Origin of the sequence: Pantoea sp. EKM21T (assembly GCF_011800405.1) — a bacterium.
GTDB lineage: Bacteria > Pseudomonadota > Gammaproteobacteria > Enterobacterales > Enterobacteriaceae > Pantoea > Pantoea agglomerans.
This window is the reverse complement of the sequence record NZ_JAALFV010000007.1, coordinates 256,783-274,849: the sequence shown is the minus strand read 5'-3', so window position 1 is coordinate 274,849 and position 18,067 is coordinate 256,783. Positions and strand designations below refer to the sequence as shown.

The 18,067-nt window shown below is 56.8% G+C and carries 17 protein-coding genes; 9 read left to right on the top strand and 8 right to left on the bottom strand.

All coding sequences use genetic code 11. The features are described from left to right. Positions 1-188: 188 nt before the first annotated feature. Complete coding sequence (locus tag HFD87_RS16265) at positions 189-788, bottom strand: hypothetical protein (protein WP_029519503.1); 600 nt, start codon at positions 786-788, stop codon at positions 189-191. Between the two features lie 400 nt (positions 789-1,188). Here HFD87_RS16265 and HFD87_RS16260 point away from each other — a divergent pair, with 400 nt between their 5' ends. Next, a complete protein-coding gene (locus HFD87_RS16260) occupies positions 1,189-2,430 on the top strand; it encodes an MFS transporter (protein WP_010252060.1) in 1,242 nt (413 codons plus the stop codon). A 323-nt stretch (positions 2,431-2,753) separates the two neighbouring features. On the opposite strand, the gene HFD87_RS16255 is transcribed toward HFD87_RS16260, so the two are convergent. Both HFD87_RS16255 and HFD87_RS16250 read right to left on the bottom strand, forming a co-directional pair. Next, positions 2,754-2,963: a hypothetical protein gene (locus tag HFD87_RS16255; RefSeq protein WP_158149639.1), complete on the bottom strand. Its 210-nt coding sequence runs from the start codon at positions 2,961-2,963 to the stop codon at positions 2,754-2,756. A gap of 205 nt (positions 2,964-3,168) precedes the next feature. Beyond that, entirely contained in the window at positions 3,169-4,326 is a 1,158-nt protein-coding gene (locus tag HFD87_RS16250; protein ID WP_010252054.1) for a Gfo/Idh/MocA family protein, read from the bottom strand. 270 nt (positions 4,327-4,596) lie between these two features. Here HFD87_RS16250 and HFD87_RS16245 point away from each other — a divergent pair, with 270 nt between their 5' ends. Together HFD87_RS16245 and HFD87_RS16240 are read left to right on the top strand one after the other, a co-directional pair. Then, complete coding sequence (locus HFD87_RS16245; RefSeq protein ID WP_167423678.1) at positions 4,597-5,481, top strand: BadF/BadG/BcrA/BcrD ATPase family protein; 885 nt, start codon at positions 4,597-4,599, stop codon at positions 5,479-5,481. 40 nt (positions 5,482-5,521) lie between these two features. After that, positions 5,522-6,640: an ROK family transcriptional regulator gene (locus HFD87_RS16240; RefSeq protein WP_167423677.1), complete on the top strand. Its 1,119-nt coding sequence runs from the start codon at positions 5,522-5,524 to the stop codon at positions 6,638-6,640. A gap of 57 nt (positions 6,641-6,697) precedes the next feature. Here the strand turns inward: HFD87_RS16240 and HFD87_RS16235 are convergent, their stop codons facing one another. Together HFD87_RS16235 and HFD87_RS16230 are read right to left on the bottom strand one after the other, a co-directional pair. Beyond that, on the bottom strand, positions 6,698-7,789 hold the full coding sequence (locus HFD87_RS16235) for an ABC transporter ATP-binding protein (RefSeq protein WP_010252048.1): 1,092 nt from the start codon (positions 7,787-7,789) through the stop codon (positions 6,698-6,700). 12 nt (positions 7,790-7,801) lie between these two features. Next, entirely contained in the window at positions 7,802-8,401 is a 600-nt protein-coding gene (locus HFD87_RS16230) for a GNAT family N-acetyltransferase (RefSeq protein ID WP_061901841.1), read from the bottom strand. A gap of 550 nt (positions 8,402-8,951) precedes the next feature. Here HFD87_RS16230 and HFD87_RS16225 point away from each other — a divergent pair. From HFD87_RS16225 to HFD87_RS16210, 4 genes are all read left to right on the top strand, one after another. Continuing rightward, on the top strand, positions 8,952-10,283 hold the full coding sequence (locus HFD87_RS16225; RefSeq protein WP_010252044.1) for an extracellular solute-binding protein: 1,332 nt from the start codon (positions 8,952-8,954) through the stop codon (positions 10,281-10,283). A gap of 57 nt (positions 10,284-10,340) precedes the next feature. Then, on the top strand, positions 10,341-11,213 hold the full coding sequence (locus HFD87_RS16220) for a carbohydrate ABC transporter permease (RefSeq protein WP_010252041.1): 873 nt from the start codon (positions 10,341-10,343) through the stop codon (positions 11,211-11,213). Next, a complete protein-coding gene (locus tag HFD87_RS16215) occupies positions 11,213-12,028 on the top strand; it encodes a carbohydrate ABC transporter permease (RefSeq protein WP_010252038.1) in 816 nt (271 codons plus the stop codon). The genes HFD87_RS16220 and HFD87_RS16215 overlap by 1 nt, the downstream gene beginning before the upstream one ends. 103 nt (positions 12,029-12,131) lie before the next feature. Beyond that, positions 12,132-13,463 carry a glycoside hydrolase family 28 protein gene (locus HFD87_RS16210; RefSeq protein WP_124890434.1) on the top strand — a complete coding sequence of 444 codons (1,332 nt, stop codon included), beginning with the start codon at positions 12,132-12,134 and terminating at the stop codon, positions 13,461-13,463. Between the two features lies 1 nt (position 13,464). Here HFD87_RS16210 and HFD87_RS16205 read toward each other — a convergent pair whose 3' ends face one another. After that, the gene (locus HFD87_RS16205; RefSeq protein ID WP_167423676.1) at positions 13,465-14,535 is read right to left on the bottom strand and encodes a tartrate dehydrogenase; all 1,071 of its coding nucleotides are present in this window, start codon (positions 14,533-14,535) and stop codon (positions 13,465-13,467) included. A gap of 64 nt (positions 14,536-14,599) precedes the next feature. Here HFD87_RS16205 and HFD87_RS16200 point away from each other — a divergent pair, with 64 nt between their 5' ends. Together HFD87_RS16200 and HFD87_RS16195 are read left to right on the top strand one after the other, a co-directional pair. Further along, entirely contained in the window at positions 14,600-15,538 is a 939-nt protein-coding gene (locus HFD87_RS16200) for a LysR family transcriptional regulator (protein WP_033769472.1), read from the top strand. A gap of 201 nt (positions 15,539-15,739) precedes the next feature. Continuing rightward, positions 15,740-16,834 carry a YncE family protein gene (locus HFD87_RS16195; protein ID WP_022625249.1) on the top strand — a complete coding sequence of 365 codons (1,095 nt, stop codon included), beginning with the start codon at positions 15,740-15,742 and terminating at the stop codon, positions 16,832-16,834. A 30-nt stretch (positions 16,835-16,864) separates the two neighbouring features. On the opposite strand, the gene HFD87_RS16190 is transcribed toward HFD87_RS16195, so the two are convergent. Both HFD87_RS16190 and yghU read right to left on the bottom strand, forming a co-directional pair. Continuing rightward, the gene (locus HFD87_RS16190; protein ID WP_010252030.1) at positions 16,865-17,158 is read right to left on the bottom strand and encodes a DUF1330 domain-containing protein; all 294 of its coding nucleotides are present in this window, start codon (positions 17,156-17,158) and stop codon (positions 16,865-16,867) included. A 10-nt stretch (positions 17,159-17,168) separates the two neighbouring features. Continuing rightward, positions 17,169-18,032, bottom strand: coding sequence for a glutathione-dependent disulfide-bond oxidoreductase (yghU, locus tag HFD87_RS16185; RefSeq protein ID WP_010252027.1), 864 nt, complete (start codon positions 18,030-18,032; stop codon positions 17,169-17,171). Positions 18,033-18,067: the final 35 nt, after the last annotated feature.

Genomic DNA, 18,067 nt, shown 5'->3' with positions numbered 1-18,067 from the left:
TCTGAAGTATCTCTTCCGTTAAGACAGACGATCCCTTTGTGTTAAATGTTATAGCAAAATCAGATCGAGGTTTGATTTTTTTGGCTTAAACCGCTTAACAACTGGAATAAAACGACATTTTATGGGGGATTAAAGGACGTTAAGCGCACCGCCGTGTGCCCTTAACGCCGGAAGGCAGGATTTGTGAATCAGCAGCTAATAAGATCGCCGTCCGAGCGTTGCTGTTGCCAGCCGCTGATATTTATCTCAGCAAACTGCTCAGCGGTTAAGGGCGGCGTATGACTTCGTACGATTACCTCTGCCCCTTTTTCACGAAACGTCGCCATAAAAAAGGGAAAGGTAAACTTCTCATAATTATCATTAAAGAAAGATTCGGTTAAAACAATTCCTGAAAAAGGAAAAGATTCCAGCAGTCGCCAGTCTGCACCCGGCGGCGCAAAATCATAAAGCCAGAAATCAAATTTCTTTGTTAATTCAAGCAGTGACGTACTGTGTGCTGCCAGACTGGAATAATTAATTCCAATCCGGACACGCGCATTTTGTAAATGCGTATAGGCATCCGGAACCGCGATCATTCCCCGTAATCGAATATCTTCCACCGGCACAACCATTAATGCTGCTTCAGTAGCAATTTGATTGTGTAATGAAATAATGTTGTTTGTATTAAGTATATTGCCGCTATCCTGGTTTTGCTGAAGATAAGGCACGCTATAGCAAATGCCAGTGACATTACGCTTAACGTGATGGATTGGTTCAGTAACATAGGGGTTATATAAACTGTTTTTCATTATCTCTATGAAATTCAATAGAAAGGATTTGTTGTTAATTAAGCATATAAAAAGTCGCATTTTTCTAAACGCGTGAATAAATATAGATCACATGCTTAATCCAAATCATCCTTTTGTTGCCTGAGAAAGTAAATAAACCTGTTAGCAAAGAAACGATAATTCCTTTGGCGTCTGATGATGTGCTGGAATATATTCAATAGTCGGGACCAATAGGCTGGTAATAATCATGAGGGGTCTGACGCGCCTCGGCCGGACAGGGACGCTGCTTATCGCGCAGGGAGGCTGCGCTGGAGCCGCAGGCCTTCTGCTCGCATCCGGTCTGCTATCGTGAAGCCGACAATCACCACACCAATAACACCGCGCAACGACGCGGGTTTCCTCACCTGATTTGGGATAAGACATGGGATTTATGGCATCGGCGGCGGAAGAGTCGCTGTGGCGACATCGGACATTTGTCGCCTTCTGGGTGGCGCGTACCTGCTCATCATTTGGTTTTCAGATGTTCTCGGTCGCAATCAGCTGGCAGATCTATGCGCTGACCAACAGCGCAATGGCGTTAGGGATGATTGGCTTAATGCAGTTTCTGCCGTCGGTGTTGCTGGCGCTGCCAGCGGGTCATCTGGCGGATCAATATGACCGGCGGCGGATCGTGCTGTTGGGTCAGCTGGTGGAATTTGCCGCACTGCTGGCATTAGTGGTGCTTACCTTATTCCATACCCCCGATAAGACCGCCTTGTGGGGGCTGGTGTTTATGATTGCGGTGGCGAAAGCGCTGGAGTGGCCTGCGATGTCTTCGATGCTGCCGTCGCTGGTGCCGCCTTCGATTCTGGCGCGTGCGATGGCGATGAACTCCGTGGGCGGTCAGGCAGCGGTTATCGTCGGGCCGACGATTGGCGGGCTGCTTTATGTCGCCGGGCCGCATGTGGTGTATGGCGTTTCCGGTCTATTTTATCTGGTTTCGCTGACGCTGGTGAGTCTGCTGCGTTATGAACGCCCGGTGCAGGCTCGTCTGCCGATGAATATGAAGAATCTGTTTGCCGGGATTCACTTTATCCGTGAGCGCAAAGATGTGCTTGGGGTAATTTCGCTCGATCTGTTTGCGGTGCTTTTGGGCGGTGCAACGGCGCTGCTGCCGATTTTTGCCAAAGATATTCTGCATACCGGGCCCTGGGGGTTGGGGATGTTGCGCGGCGCACCGTCGGTGGGAGCATTGCTGGTGGGCATCTGGCTGAGCCGTCACAAGCTGGAGAAGCATGTCGGGATGATTATGTTTGGCTCGGTGGCGGGCTTTGGCGTTGCGACGCTGGTGTTCGCGCTTTCCACGCAGTTATGGCTGTCGCTGGTGGCGCTCTGTGCATTGGGTGGCTTTGATATGGTGAGTATGGTGATCCGGGGTGCGCTGGTGCAGCTGGATACGCCGGATACCATGCGCGGTCGGGTGAATGCGGTTAACGCGATTTTCATTAATACGTCGAATCAACTGGGCGAGTTTGAGTCGGGGTTGCTGGCGGCCTGGATGGGTGCGGCACCGGCGGCGGCGATTGGCGGCATCGGTACGCTGGTGGTGGTGGCGCTGTGGATGAAGTTGTTTCCACATCTGCGACGTCGTCAGAAGCTGGAGAATGAGGTGGATCCGGTTTGAACAACCGATGCTGGTAAGGCAGATGCGGTTGTAGAATTGAGTGCAGTCTCAGGGAGCCTATGCCTTGCGCAAAAACGCAAAAGCGCCATCCATTCGCTGTGAGTATGTAAGTTGCCTCTGACTGAGACGCAAACCGGACGAACGCAAAGCTCCGGAACGCCTTTCAAAACGTTCCTGATTTACACGAAAACGCGTTCCTTGCTATAACTTATCTCTCATCGGCAGGCCTGTGGCCTCCTCAGTCAGCTTAAGCGCTTATAGAGGGTACCGTTATGAATCAGACTCACTCCATTCCGGAAATTTATAATCCTGATGTGCCGTATTCAGTAAAGTGCGAGATCGTGGCGCAGCTGTGCCGGGCGCTGGCTTCCCATAAAAACATCCCGGTTAGCGCCCTGAGAAAATATCTTCTGGAAAAAACGCACGTTGATTTCGAAAATCTGGAGGATAACCCGGTAGGAATGCTGCTGCTGTATGAATACCTTCACTCCCAGCGCCCCTCGGTCTGCGCCCGGAATGAAAAAAACCTTCATTAAGCGCTGCCTTCAGCTTAATCAAATACGCCTTCGGAGAAGAGGGCTGGAGAAGGGGCGGTTGAGTTGTCGCTGGCAACGGTTTCCCGAGCCAGCTCAACCTCAATATTGTCACTGGCCCGAATGCCAGTACAGGAAGTTACCAGTCATACTGCCATTAAAATCCTGGGGTCAGAGGGGGAGGCCGACCCGCAGGCTGGGGCCATCAGGCCCCGGTTTTTCCCAGGTTGGCGTCAAATGTTAGCCAGCTTTCACGCATGTCCACTACGCTGCGGGTTTTACGGGCCTCATCGATTTTAATTGCCGTGAGGCCCGCTTCCAGCGCGTCCACTACTGAAACTTTCAGCGGTGTTCCCTGTTTAATATGTTTAACGATCTCTTCAGCCATCAGCGCATCTGCGCCGTAATGGCCATCATACGCATTGCCGCTGTAGGCGGTATCGACCTCTTTCTCGCCGCTGCGTGCGTTGTGTACGCGGAAGTAGTTGCGCACGAAGTCGCCTTCCGCCATGCCGTCGGTGCCCATGACACAGAAACGGCGGAACTCATCCGGCACATTCAGATTGGCGTGGAAGGCCAGCGTCGCGCCGCCTTCGTACTCAATCAGGGCAGTCTGGTAGTCGACAATATCGGCATCGCTGTCGAACACCGCATCGGTGCTCGACCAGCCGCTGGGCTTCACGTGATAAAGTTCTGAGTCAGCGGTGATAGCTCCCTGCGGCGCATGAGCGGGAGTAAAGGATTTCCGGCCACCAAAGCTGGCGACGCGGATCGGGCGTTCCTGCAACAGCCCCTGATAGAGATCGATGTCGTGACAGCATTTTTCCAGAATGTACGGACCGGCATATTTCTCCAGACGTCGCCAGTCGCGCTGAAAGAATGCGCCGTGATAAGGCTTGATATGTTCTGTCGCCTCAATCGAGGTGATCTCACCCAACTGACCCGCATCGCGTGCCGCCAGCAGATCGTGATAGAGCGGGGAATAGCGCAGTACCAGGCCGACCAGAATGCGCGCTTCGCCATACTGACGCACCAGCTTCGCCATCTCCATGGTCTGCTCTTCATTGATCACCACCGGCTTTTCGGTAAACACCGTGTAACCCGCTGCCAGCGCCTGACCCACATGCTCCAGATGCAGAAAGTTGGGAGAGCCAACCAGCACGACATCCATTCCGCCATGTTCCAGCAGAGCATCGATTGACGCAAAGGCCTGGCCGGGCGCGATACCAAAGCTGTGCAGATTAGGCAGTCCGGCGGGTGCCGGATCGTAATAACCCACTACCGAGAAGGCGTCGTCGGCTTTGCTGAACTCTTTGATCACGTGGGACAGTCGAAAGCCGAGACCGATAATGCCTACTTTCATGTTAAACCCCTGCTCCTGAAATCGCATGATGCATAGCCCGCCTGTGATCGGGCGCGCCTGTTGATAATCTGACCACCAACTTATTACGACAGAAAAACTAATGTCAATAACGCACTGCGCTTTTTGCGAGGGGGTTTTTGTTATGACGATGTAAAATAACAAGAAAATTCAGATATGATTTTGCTATATTTATTTGTTATTGCGATTTAAGTTTTTTTATCCTATCGTTCGCTCATTATGGCTATAACCCTTAATCAGGGAAGGAAGCGCGTGCAACCACACTATCTTCTGGGCATTGATGGCGGCGGTACACAGTGTCGCGCGCGGTTAACCGACCTGCAGGGTCGCATGCTGGCGGAAGCCACCGGCGGGCCTGCCAACGTCTGGTCAGACTATGACGCGGCGCTGACCTGCGTCGGGCAGCTGATCGAACGGGTATTGTCACAGGCGGGATTAGCCCCGGAGGCGCTGACGCAAACCGCGCTGGTGGCCGGATTAGCCGGTGCGAATGTCACCTCGGTACAGGCGCGGCTCGCCAGCTGGCAACCTGCCTGCGCGGCGTTACAGGTGGTCAGCGATGTGGAGATCGCCTGTGCAGGCGCCCATGGCGGCGCACCGGGCGCCGTCTTTATCATTGGCACCGGCAGTCAGGGCGCCGCCTGGGATGGCGAACAGTTTACGCTGCTTGGCGGCTGGGGCTTTGCCTTGTCTGACCAGGGATCGGGCGCTGAGCTGGGCCGTCGTGCGCTGCGGCTGGCGCTGCTGGCCCATGAAGCGATTATTACCCCGAGCGCTCTTACCCGGCAGTTGATGGCGCAGTTCGACCACAGTCCGGAAACCATGCTGCTCTGGACGCGCTCAGCGACGCCTGCAGACTGGGCCCGCGTGGTGCCACAGATTTTTGCGGCCGCCGACGCGGGCGATGGTCATGCACAGGATCTGCTGCATCAGACCGCAGCCGATACCGGCCTGATGGTCTGCCGTCTGACTGCCCTGAGCAGCGGTCCCGTGGCGCTGATGGGGGGACTGGCCACGCCGATTCAGCGCTGGCTGGATGACGATATTCAGGCCCGGCTGGTGACGCCGCAGGGCGATGCCCTGAGCGGGGCGCTGATACTGGCGCAGCAGCTGACGCCTGCCCGATTACCGATCTGAAGCTGGCTGAGTATCCTCAGCCAGATAACCCGAGGAATTTATGACCGCTCCCAACGTAACCGCGCGCATTCTGCGGTTGATTGTTGAAAATGCGCCGATCAGCCAGTCAGACCTGAAAGTTCGTAGCGGACTGAGCATGTCGACCGTGTCGCAGGCGACTAATCGCCTGCTGGCGCAGGAAATCGTGCAGGAGCTGGGGCTGCGTCGCGTGTCGATGGGGCGGCCAAAAACGCTGCTTGGGCTCAATCCCGATCGCGCCAGCGTGATTGGCATTCAGCTCAATGCGGAACGCAACCTGATCGTCATGACCGATCTCAGCGGCAATCTGCTGGGCGAACAGCAGATGCCGAAAGGCACGCTGACACCGCGCCAGCTCGGCGATGCGCTGGCGAAATTCCTGCGCGGCGTTGAGGAGAAGCGGGTGGGCGCCATTGGCCTGGCCCTGTCGGGACTGGTCGATGCCGAAAACGGCTACTGTATCCGATCCAAAGTGCTCGACTGGGACAACGTCCCGATTGCGCGCCTGCTGGAAGAGCGTTTCTCGCTGCCGGTGTTTATCGAGAATGACGCCAACGCCATGGCAATGGCGGCGCTGGTATTTGGTCAGCTCGGCAACGCGCAGTCGGCGGTGATCGCCACCTACGGCAAAGGGATCGGGGCGGGCATCATCCTGAATCGTCATCTCTACCGCGGTCGTCACGGCAAGGCGGGGGAGATTGGCAACGGGCTGGTGGGCGACGGCTCACTGCGTCTGCTGGAAGATGTCGCCTCATCGCGTGCCATTCTGCAACGGCTTGCTGACCAGGAGCCGGTGGAAGGCCTCACGTTGCAGGCGCTGGATCAGCGGCCAACGCCCGAGGTGCTGGCGGTGCTGGAAGAGGCAGGACGCGAGCTGGGAATTTCACTGGCGAACCTGTCGGTGGCTTACGATCCGGATGTGGTTTATCTGGCGATGGAGCCGCACATGGCGTCACGCATTCTGCTCGATCACATCACCCAGAGCTTCCAGGCCTACCGGCTTAAACTGACGCCGCACATGACGCCGCTGCAGTTCCTGACTGAATCGAACCGCATGTGGGCGCTGGGCGCGGCGGGTTTTGCCGTCAACCGGCTGCTTGATCTGCTGGCGGCGCAGGCCGATGAAGAGCCGGTCACCTGAGTTATCCCTCCAATAAAAACGGGCGCCGCGGCGCCCGTTTTTGTTTCCGCGCTTCCCTTAGCGCAGGCGCATCCCCTGTTCATCAAACAGCAGGCAGTGCGCAGCAGAAAAGCCCAGTTCAACCTGCGTTCCCAGATCGCGCGTGGTTGCTTCGCGCTCTTCCACCACCAGCATCTCTTCACGCCCGATGTCCAGGTAGAGGTAGTTGGTGTGGCCCAGCATCTCGCCATAGGCCAGCTCGCCGTGAAAGCGCAATGCCTCCGGCGTCTGCGCGGCAGGCTGAAAATGCTCGGGACGAATCCCCAGCGTCACGGTTTGCCCCTCGCGGCAGTCGGCGGCGATTTTCAGCACCAGCCCCTCAATCTTCAGTTCCGGCACCCGCAGCTGCACTTCACCCTCGCCCGTGGCGCTGATTTCCGCCCGCAGGAAGTTCATTTTTGGCGAGCCGATAAAACCGGCGACAAACAGGTTATCCGGGTCGTGATAGAGCGTCAGCGGTGCGCCGACCTGCTCAATGCGGCCCTGACGCAGCACGACGATGCGGTCAGCCAGCGTCATCGCTTCCAGCTGATCGTGGGTGACATAAATCATGGTATTGCCGAGCGAGGCGTGCAGCCGCGCAATCTCAATCCGCATCTGCAAACGCAGCTCGGCATCGAGGTTAGAGAGCGGCTCATCGAACAGGAAGATACGCGGATGACGGATAATTGCCCGGCCAATCGCCACGCGCTGCCGCTGTCCGCCAGAGAGCGCGCGCGGCAGGCGGTCGAGCAGTTCGGTGAGATGCAGGCGGGCGGCCGTCCGGGCAATCGCCTCATTGATCTCCGCCTTAGACTTCTTCATTACCTCCAGCGGATAGGCCAGGTTGCCGCGCACCGTCATGTTGGGGTAGAGCGCATAAGACTGAAACACCATAGCAATGCCGCGCTCGGTGGCGGGCTGCTGCGTCATGTCCTGCTCCTCAATCAGCAACTGCCCGCTGCTGATCTCCTCCAGCCCGGCGATCATCCGCAGCAGCGTCGATTTGCCGCAGCCGGATGGCCCGACAAACACCACAAATTCGCCGCTGTTGATCGTCAGATCGATGCCATGAATGACATTAACGTGTTCATAAGACTTCTTCACATTCTGCAAGCGCAGGCTGGTCATCGGCTACCTCACTCAGAGTAACTGGCCCATGTAGATGGCATTGCTGCGCAGGATTGGGGTGAACCCCATGCGCTGATAAAAGGCACAGACCTGCTCATTCTGCAGGCTGACGCCAAGATGGACACCGCTGACACCGGCAGCGCGCAGCGCCGCCAGCTCATGCTCAATCATCCGGCGACCCCAGCCGCCTTTCTGTGCCGCCGGCAGCAGGTTGATATGCAGATGAGCGGGCCACTGCGTCACCAGCGTGTCAGCGGCCTGGTCAGGATGGCGTATTGCGTCGAGCACTTTGCTGTCGAGCGGCGCGCTGGCGCTGCGATCACGATATTTCTCCTGCAGCTGCGGCCACCATTCGGCCTGTAGCTGCGCTTCAAACGCGCGGGTATCGGGCGCGGCGACCACATAACCCTGCACCTCACCGTCCCGCTCCAGCACAAAAGCAAAGTCAGGCGCGAAACGCGCATAAGGCACAGCAAAACGCTGGCCGGGATAGTCAGGATCGGAATAGAGCGCGCGGGCATCGCCACCTGCATCGGCTGTTTCCAGGCAGATGCGGTAGAGCGCCGGGTAGTCCGCCGGGGTGGCCGGACGAATGACACCTTGATTCGCCATGGTGAATTCTCGTGAGTGAGTGAATCGGTCAGGGATTGAACAGATCCGCAGATAAAAGTTACGTTAATGAAAGTGGACTTAGTTTTCAAGATAGAATAATTACCTTATCTCACTAACACGGGCGCTTCGGCAATGTTTACCGGCATCGGGATGCACAACTGTGATCGCCAACACGCCCGGATCATGGCGGCTGGCAGCAGATTCACGGCCAGTGAAAGGGGAAAAGTGTGAGCGTGATAGGATTTTCGTATGTTTTATCAGGAGGTTATTTTGCGATGATTGCACTGGCATCTCCTGCTGCAGAAAAAGTAGCTGGCGACGCACCGCCACGGTTAATCGCGTAAATACCAGCGCAGTGTGCTGAATTTCACGCCATGCCGCTGTTTATTTGCGCGTGCTCACAGCGTTGTAATTCCCCGCGCAGGCTGTTTGACTTTATTTTTTTATTAAAGTAAGTATGAGTGAGTGCGTTTGTGTGCGGCTGCAGCCTGCAGGATGTCAGGCGGTGAGATGAAAGGATGCCGATCCTGGTCTGAAGAAGGTGAGCATAATGTCTGTTTCCTCCGTTCGTTCGTTCCGAATTCGCAATGTGGGTCGGCTGCTGGCAGCGGGCCTGCTGGCGGGCAGCGTCTCGCATGCCGCCCACGCCGCCGTTACCCTGAATGAGTGGGATATCTACAACTACCCGGAGCAGACTGCCGCGGTAGATGAAGGGATTAAAGAGTTTTCCCAGCAGAATCCCGGCATTGTGATTAACCGCTCGGTTCACTCCTTTGAAGATACCCGTATTCCCCTGAAGCTGGCGCTGACCGCCGGTGATGGCCCGCAGATCGCTCAGGTCAACCAGGGCGGCGGTGATATGGGCTCGCTGGTTAAAGATAAGCTGCTGCTGCCGCTCGACAGCTACGCCGCCAGCAACGGCTGGACCACACGCTTCCCGGACTCGATTCTGAAACGTAACCGCTGGTCAGACAGCGGCGAGTTTGGCAGCGGCAAACTCTATGGCGTCGCCAGCCTGGGCGAGATGGTCGGGCTCTATTACAACAAAGCGCTGCTGGATAAAGCAGGTATTGCCGTGCCGAAAACGCTGGCTGAGCTGGAAAGCGCGATGGCGAAACTGAAGCAGCAGGGCACCGCGCCGATGATGCTCGGTCTGCTGGATGGCAACATGGGCCAGCAACTGCTCAGCACCCTGTGGCAGGCGCAGATTGAGAGCCACGACCGCAAGACGCTGGATAATCTGATTTACGATGTGGGCGGCACCTTCAAAGACAGCAAGCTGGTCAATGCCGCCTCTATGATGAAGAGCTGGACCGACAAAGGGTACTTCTTCCCTGGCTTCCAGGGCATCGGTCACGACGATGCGGCGACGCTGTTCCAGAACGGCCAGGCTGCGTTCCTGGTCAGCGGCACCTGGTATCTCGGCCAGTTTAAAGACAACAAAGATATTCACTTTGCCGCGATGCCTGCCGGTGAAGGCGTGAAGCAACCGCTGATGGTGGGCGGTACCGATCTGGCGTTCTCCATCACCAGCACTGCCAAAGGCAAAGACCAGCAGGAAGGTGCGGCGAAGTTCATCAACTATATGGTCTCTGATGCCATGGCGAACCGCTGGCTGAAGGTGGGCTTCCTGCCTGCCAGCACCAACAAAGCGGCGAAAATGCCAGCGGACAATCCGCTGCTGGCCGAGGCGTATCAGGTCTGGCTGACGCTCAATGATTACGACGGTTTAGGCCACTACGTGGACTGGGCGACACCCACCATGAACGCCGAGCTGAATCAGAACGTTCAGCTGCTGCTGGCGGGCCGTCAGACACCCGATCAGATGGTAGTTAATTTTGATAACAACTATCAGCGTTACCTGAAAACACTGAAGCATTAAGCCGGAGGCCCGGCGAACAGCCGGGCCTGAGCCTCGTTCTGAACCACGAGTAGAGTTATGTTGAATTTAAGTGGCTGGCGTAATTTTCTCTATGTTCTGCCTGCGGTGCTGGTCTATGCGGTGTTTCTGCTGTTCCCGCTACTGGCCTCGCTGGGCATCAGTTTTACCGAATGGGACGGCACCTCGCTGCCGGTGTTTAGCGGCGTCAGCAACTATCTGCGGATGTTCAGCGATCCGGTGTTCTGGATTGCACTGGGCAATAACGCCATCCTGATGCTGTTCTATACCCTGTTGCCGATTGGCGTCGGCCTGCTGCTCTGCAGCTTTCTGTATGACACGCGCAACAACAGCGAACGCAGCGTGCTGCGCATTCTCTTTTTCCTGCCCTACATCATGCCGATGGCGGTGCTGGGCGTGGTGTGGCGCTGGCTCTATAACCCGGCGTTTGGTCCGATCGACCAGATATTACGCGCAATAGGATTGCCCCAGCTGGCACTCTCCTGGCTGGGTGATTTTACCTGGGCGCTGCCCGCCGTGGGTCTGGTCGCCACCTGGTACTTCTTCGGCTTCTGTCTGGTTCTGTTTATGGCGGGCCTGCAGCGCATGGATCCCTCACTGCTGGAAGCGGCCGATCTCGATGGCTCGTCGCGTCGCCAGAAGTTTATGCGCATTACGCTGCCAGGCCTGCGACCCGAGCTGCGGATTGCCCTGCTGCTGACGGTGATCGCCAGCCTGAAAGCCTTTGACCTGGTCTATGTGATGACGCAGGGCGGCCCGGGCACCTCCACCATGGTGACCAACATCTTTATGTATAAGCAGGGCTTTGATCTGCACTACTTTGGCTACGCCTCGTCGGTGGCGGTGTTCAGCATGGTCATTGTTTTAGGGATTAACTATCTGATCCATCTGGCCTTAAAGGAGCGTTACTGATGCGAAGCACGCCGGTGATTTCACGCGCGCTGATCTGGATCGTGGCGCTGATGACGATTCTGCCGTTCCTGATGGCGCTGATGACGTCGTTCAAAACCCAGATGGAGCTGTTTCAGGGGGTCTTCACGCTGCCCGCCTCGCTGAATTTCAAAAACTACCTGACCGCGTGGCAACAGGGACACTTCAACGTCTACTTCCTCAACTCGGTGCTGGTGGTGATTCCGGTGGTGCTGTTCAGCGTGCTGCTGGGCATTCTGGCCGGGTTCGGTTTCGCGTGGCTGAAAATCCCTGGTAAAAAAGTCATCGGAGCGATGCTGGCGCTGGGGATGGTATTGCCGAGTGAAGCCTTTATCATTCCGCTCTATCACGAGCTGCGCTGGATGGGGCTGACCAACACCTATCTGGCGCTGATCCTGCCGCAAATCGCCCTGTCGCTGCCCTTTACCACGCTGATGATCGCCAGTGCTTTCCAGCAGGTGCCGAAAGAACTGGTGGAAGCGGCGGTAATGGATGGGGCATCGCGGGTCAAAATTCTGTGGGGCATTCTGGTGCCCGCTATCTGGCCGACCCTCTCAACGCTGGGGCTGCTGCTGTTTATCTGGACCTGGAATGAGTTCCTGATCCCGCTGATTCTGGTCAACAAGGATGAGTTACGCACACTGCCAATTGGCATGATGTTTTTCCAGAACAAAAACACCATCGACATTCCGGTGCTGATGGCGGGCGCGATGATTGTGATTATGCCGCTGATCGTGGTGTTCCTGATTTTCCAGCGCAAGTTCATCAGCGGCGTCACCGAAGGGGCCGTGAAGTAATCTGTGATAGCCCGCACGAAACGGCGCACTGGCGGCCAGACAAAGGTTTGCCGCGCCGTATCGTGCTGCAATTCCTCCTCCTCAATCCTGCGGGAGACGCATGATGCACCTTTCCCTTGCTGATTTTCACCCTGTCGCCGATGGCGAAACCCCGGACACGGCCGTGCTGCAACGCGCTATGGATCAGATTGCGGCGGCGGGTGGTGGCCGTCTGACCCTGCCTGCCGGGCGTTATCGCAGCGGCTGCCTGAATCTGCCCTCTGATTTTGAACTCCATCTTGAAGCGGGCGCGGTGCTGATCGCCAGTCAGCGGCTGGCTGATTACCAGGCGGTACAGGCGCTGAGCTGTGCTGAGAAGTCCCACAATGTGCTGCTCTATGCGCTGGGCCAGCGCAATATCACCATCAGCGGCACCGGCCGTATAGACGGTGACGGTGAAGCCTGGTTTGCCGCTGAGCGTGACGAGCAGGGCTATCGCCTGCCGCGTGCGGACCGGCCGCGGATCATTGTGTTTGAAGATTGTGAGCAGGTAACGCTGACCGCTTTTACCATCGTGCAGGCGCCGATGTGGACGGTGCATCTGGTGAGCTGTCGCCATGTGCATATCGACCACCTCACCATCGACAATGCCATGACCATGCCGAATACCGATGCGCTCGATATCGACAGCTGCGAAGCGGTGTTTGTCAGCAATAGCTATCTCAGTGCTGCCGATGATGCCATCTGCATCAAAACCACCCATAAACCGGCCGCGCTGCGGCGTCCGGCGCGGCAGATTATGATCACCAACTGCCTGCTGCGTAGCTACAGCTGCGCCTTTAAAATCGGCACTGAAACCTGGGATGATGTGGAAGATGTCACGGTGACCGGCTGCACCATTTTTGATTCCAACCGTGGCATCGGCATTCTGTCGCGTGACGGTGGCGCGATGCGGCGTCTGCTGTTCAGTAATCTGACTTTTGCCTGTCACCATGCGCCGCCCTGTCACTGGGGAAAAGCCGATCCGCTGCATATTTCGGTGCGCAGTCGCGATCCCGCCATTACGCCAGGCATCGTAGAGCAGGTGCAGTTCAGTAACGTTACGGGCGTGGCGGAAGGGGCGATTAACCTGCATGCGGCAGAACCGGGCTGGATACGCGATGTGGTCATCAGCCAGCTGCAGATGCGGCAGACCGTGGCACCGGTTGCACAGGGACACTATGACGTACGGCCGCCCTGTAACCCGGCCTCCCCGACCGGCATGGGGCTGGATAACGCCTACAAACTTGACCCGAAAACCGGAGAAGCTTTTGGCGTAGAGCGCTATCCCGGCGGGCTGCCGGGCCTGTTCGCACGCGGGGTGGAGAACCTGCAACTGCACAGCCTGACGATAATACGGCCGGAACCGTTACCGCCAGGCTGGCACCCCGAGTGCGTGGTGCAGTTGCCGGACTAAATCACAGCGCGGCGGCGATGGCCATACCGAGCTGTTCGGTGCTGGCGCTGCCGCCGAGATCGCGCGTCAGGTGCTCACCCGCTGCCAGCGTGCGTTCAATCGCGTCTAACACCGCATCACCTGCCGCTTTGTAGCCGAGGTGCTCCAGCATCATCGCGCCACACCAGATCTGTCCGATGGGATTGGCGACGCCTTTACCGGCGATATCGGGCGCAGAACCGTGAACCGGTTCAAACAGGCTGGGGAACAGGCTTTCCGGATTGATATTGGCCGAAGGGGCGATGCCGATGGTGCCGGTACAGGCCGGGCCGAGATCGGAGAGGATATCGCCAAACAGATTGCTGGCGACCACCACATCAAACCAGTCCGGATGCAGCACGAAGTTAGCGGTGAGAATATCGATGTGATACTTATCGACACGAACATCGGGGAACTGACCGGCCATGGCTTCAACGCGGCTATCCCAGTAGGGCATGGTGATGGCAATGCCGTTCGATTTGGTAGCGGAGGTCAGGTGTTTCTTCGGCCGACTCTGCGCCAGCTGATAGGCAAACTTCAGGATGCGATCGACGCCGGTGCGCGTCATCACCGTCTCCTGAATCACCACTTCACGTTCGGTGCCGGGGAACATGGTGCCGCCGACGCTGGAGTATTCACCCTCAGTGTTTTCGCGTACCACATAGAAGTCGATATCGCCGGGCTGACGATTCGCCAGCGGCGCTTTAACACCTGGCATCAGTCGCACCGGACGCAGATTCACATATTGATCGAACTCCCGGCGGAACTGCAGCAGCGAGCCCCACAGTGAAACGTGGTCGGGCACCACATCGGGCCAGCCGACCGCGCCAAAATAGATCGCATCAAAGGCTTTCAGCTGTGGAAACCAGTCGTCAGGCAACATTTTGCCATGCTGCTGCCAGTAGTCGGCACTGGCGTAATCGAACCACTCCCAGCGCAGCGGAATGTTAAATTTCTCTGCGGCCGCATTCATTACACGGACGCCTTCAGGCATCACTTCTTTGCCGATGCCGTCGCCAGGGATCACGGCAACAGAGTGAATTTTGTCAGTCACAGGGTACCTTTCCGGTTGATGTTCGAATTGTGTACGCAGTATAACTGTCGCTTCCGGGGAAATAATGAGCCTGAAAGGCAATCCAGTGTTGAATAAAAGTAGAGAATCCCGCACCTCCACCGATGATTTAGCCTTCTTTGTTCGCCTGGCTGCGCTGGATAGCCTGACTGCGGCGGCGCGCGAACTGGGATTGTCACTGGCGGCGGTCAGCAAACGTCTGAGCCAGCTGGAACAGCGGCTTGGTGTGCAACTCCTGCGCCGCACCACGCGACGACTGGAGCTGACGCCGGAAGGGCGCCGTTATCTGGCGGGTGCGCGTCCGTTGCTGGATCAGCTGGCGGCACTGGAAGAGGCGGTCAGCGGCGAAACCGCTCAGCTGCGCGGCACACTTAACATCAACGCCTCATTTGGCTTTGGCCGTCGGCATATTGCGCCCTGCGTTTCGGCTTTTGCCGCGCTGCACCCGGAACTCTCGCTGTCGCTGCAGCTCAGCAGCCAGCCACTTAATTTTCTTGATGCCCACATGGATATTGATATCCGCGTCGGGGAACCGCCCGACTCACGGCTGGTGGCGCGCAAACTGCGTACCAATCCGCGCATTCTCTGCTGCTCACCCGCCTATGCCGCCCGGCACGGTCTGCCGGAGACAGTGCGCGATCTGGCACAACACAACTGCATTTTACTGCGCCAGCACGACAGCGATTTTACCCTGTGGCGACTGACCAGCGGCGAACAGAGCATCAATCAGAAAGTCCGCGGCAGTCTGATCACCAACGATGGCGAAGTGGCGATGCGGCTGGCGATGGATGGGCATGGCATCTTGCTGCGTTCCTGGTGGGATGCGCAGCACAGTCTGGCGACGGGCGAACTGCTGCCGGTGTTACCCGACTGGCAGGCACCGGATGGCGATATTTTTGCGGTATGGCAGGCGCAGCGTCAGCTTCCGGCGCGTATTACCGCATTTGTGGGGTTTCTGCAGAGCAATCTGCAATCGGTTGATTAGCCAGGCTTTTAAAGGCAGTTTCTGGCGCGGCCAGACGCCTGCGGACAATAAACATACCGCATTAAGCTGATTCGGTTGCGTCATCATGCCGCTGCGTTTACAGCGTTTTAGCGGCTGCGTATGATTCTTATTCTTTTTATTTCCTGCCTGTCCTCTGCGTTGTGGCCAGCCGGGAGCAGCAGGCAGATAGGGGAGTTAAGTATGAAAGCGTTGTTCAGTCCGCGTACAGCGGCACTTACACTGGCGATGGTGACCACCTTCAGCCTGACGGCGTGCCAGATGCCGGCGAAAAAAGTGGATGCCAGTGCGCCGGTGGTGATGCAGCCCTCCAGCCCGGATAACCTGATTCAGCGCGAGCTGGGTGAAGGTTTGTATGAGATGGCCTATCTGCCAGCAAAAAATGCCCTCTATGTCGCCAGCGCGCAGGGATTTAAAGATATCAGCGGCGGCATGATCTACCGTCTTGATGCTTCCACGCTGCAGAGCACCGGCGCGGGACACTTCGACCTGAAAAACTTTGGTCTGATCAGTGCGCCTGACGGCAGCGCACTCTACGCCACCAACACGCTGGATGGCGGTATCTCTAAAATCGATCCTGATAACGGTAAAGTGCTGAAGCGCCTGATGTTTGACGAGAAAAACGAGAAAGGCATGCCCTATGGCACGCGTGAAATCTTTCTGCATGACGGGCTGCTCTATGTCGGCGGCGTGGGCGATCCGGGCGTGATCTGGGTGGTTGATGCCAAAACCCTGACGCTGAAAACCCGGATAAAAAATGCCGGGAAGTGGGTCACAGGCATCATCTTCTCGCCGGTCAGCGACCGGATTTATGCGGCGAACGGCAGCGGAGAAATCCTGGTGATCAATCCGCGCAATAACAAAATCGAGCAGCGCCTGACGGCGGGTGACGGGCAGGAGTATCTGTTCCTGAATATGGCCGAGGATCCGGCAACCGGTCGTCTGTTTGTTACGGATAATTCAAAAGCGAAAAATACGCTGGTGTTTGATGAGCGCAGCGGCAAGGTCATTAAGCGTCTGAATCCGGGCGACTCACTGGGGATTAAGTTTAATGGCAAGCGCAATGAGATTTATATCAGCCAGCGCGAATCGAAGAAGGTGCTGCAGCTGGACGGCACCACCTATGAGGTGAAAAACAGCTGGTCATTTGATAGCCACCCCAACAGTCTGCTGGTCTCACCGGACGGGCAGACCCTGTTCGTCACCCTGAAGCAGGGCTTCAATGACGATCACAGCAGTCAGGGGCTGGATGGCGTAGCGCGTATCACACTGCAATAAAAAAAGGCGGCATCGCTGCCGCCTGAATCTTTACTTAGCCACACCTTCTACCAGCACCACGCGATAGTTCGCGCCTTTCAGACGGTGCGCTTTGGCAGCCTGATATTCCGGGCTGTCATACCAGGCATGTGCGGCTTCGCGGCTCGCGAATTCCAGAATCACCACGCCTTCTGCTTCCTGTCCTTCCAGCGTTTCCAGTTCGCCATAAAAGGCGAGAGGATTGATCTGATGATCGCCGCGAGCCTCGCCCGCTTTCTCGGCATAGATCGCCATTTCGTCCTGGTTCAGGGTGTTATCACGAATAAATACAACATATGCACTCACAGGTCTCTCCTTAAGCTTTTTTATCCTGGGTTTTGGTATCGAAGTCAGCGGCATCATGACGCTCGTGCAGCTGATCGGCCGGGTCGCCCATGACACGATTGACCTTACGGCCACGAATCACAGCAGGACGCAGCGCGATCTCTTTCGCCCAGCGCACTACATTTTTATAGGACTGCACATCCAGGAATTCGGCACCGCCATACTGATCATTCAGCACCATGTTGCCGTACCACGGCCAGGTGGCGATATCAGCGATGGTGTAGTCATCACCGGCCAGATAGCGGTTATCTGCCAGCTGACGATCCAGCACGTCGAGCTGACGCTTCGCTTCCAGCGTGAAGCGGTTAATGGCGTACTCAATTTTTTCTGGCGCGTAGTGATAGAAATGACCGAAACCACCGCCCAGGTAAGGCGCTGAGCCCTGTAACCAGAAGAGCCAGTTCAGGGTTTCGGTGCGGCCAGCGATATCTTTCGGCAGGAAGTAGCCATACTTCTCCGCCAGATAGAGCAGGATATTGCCCGATTCAAATACCCGAATCGGCGGCGTTGCCGAGTGGTCGCTCAGCGCCGGGATTTTCGAGTTCGGGTTTACGTCGACAAAACCGCTGGAGAACTGATCGCCTTCGCCGATACGGATCAGCCAGGCATCATATTCCGCATCGTTGACGTTAAGCGCCAGCAGCTCTTCCAGCAGGATGGTCACTTTCTGGCCGTTAGGCGTGCCAAGCGAATAGAGCTGTAAAGGATGCTTGCCGACCGGCAACGCTTTTTCATGGGTGGGACCAGCGAACGGACGATTAGTTTTAGCGCCGTTACCTTTGGCTTCAGGGTCCCAGGTCCAGACTTTTGCGGGCTGATATGCATTTTCCGACATAATGAAAGTTCGCCTTATGGTGTGGTATTGGTCTG

Excerpts from the sequence above, each read along its gene's own strand:
- HFD87_RS16200 (WP_033769472.1), top strand. The coding sequence starts at position 14,600 with ATGAGCCTGAAAGGCAATCCAGTGTTGAATAAAAGTAGAGAATCCCGC.
- HFD87_RS16260 (WP_010252060.1), top strand. The coding sequence starts at position 1,189 with ATGGGATTTATGGCATCGGCGGCGGAAGAGTCGCTGTGGCGACATCGG.
- HFD87_RS16255 (WP_158149639.1), bottom strand. The coding sequence starts at position 2,963 with ATGAAGGTTTTTTTCATTCCGGGCGCAGACCGAGGGGCGCTGGGAGTG.
- HFD87_RS16215 (WP_010252038.1), top strand. The coding sequence starts at position 11,213 with ATGCGAAGCACGCCGGTGATTTCACGCGCGCTGATCTGGATCGTGGCG.
- HFD87_RS16225 (WP_010252044.1), top strand. The coding sequence starts at position 8,952 with ATGTCTGTTTCCTCCGTTCGTTCGTTCCGAATTCGCAATGTGGGTCGG.
- yghU (WP_010252027.1), bottom strand. The coding sequence starts at position 18,032 with ATGTCGGAAAATGCATATCAGCCCGCAAAAGTCTGGACCTGGGACCCT.
- HFD87_RS16235 (WP_010252048.1), bottom strand. The coding sequence starts at position 7,789 with ATGACCAGCCTGCGCTTGCAGAATGTGAAGAAGTCTTATGAACACGTT.
- HFD87_RS16220 (WP_010252041.1), top strand. The coding sequence starts at position 10,341 with ATGTTGAATTTAAGTGGCTGGCGTAATTTTCTCTATGTTCTGCCTGCG.
- HFD87_RS16210 (WP_124890434.1), top strand. The coding sequence starts at position 12,132 with ATGCACCTTTCCCTTGCTGATTTTCACCCTGTCGCCGATGGCGAAACC.
- HFD87_RS16250 (WP_010252054.1), bottom strand. The coding sequence starts at position 4,326 with ATGAAAGTAGGCATTATCGGTCTCGGCTTTCGACTGTCCCACGTGATC.
- HFD87_RS16240 (WP_167423677.1), top strand. The coding sequence starts at position 5,522 with ATGACCGCTCCCAACGTAACCGCGCGCATTCTGCGGTTGATTGTTGAA.
- HFD87_RS16230 (WP_061901841.1), bottom strand. The coding sequence starts at position 8,401 with ATGGCGAATCAAGGTGTCATTCGTCCGGCCACCCCGGCGGACTACCCG.
- HFD87_RS16265 (WP_029519503.1), bottom strand. The coding sequence starts at position 788 with ATGAAAAACAGTTTATATAACCCCTATGTTACTGAACCAATCCATCAC.
- HFD87_RS16195 (WP_022625249.1), top strand. The coding sequence starts at position 15,740 with ATGAAAGCGTTGTTCAGTCCGCGTACAGCGGCACTTACACTGGCGATG.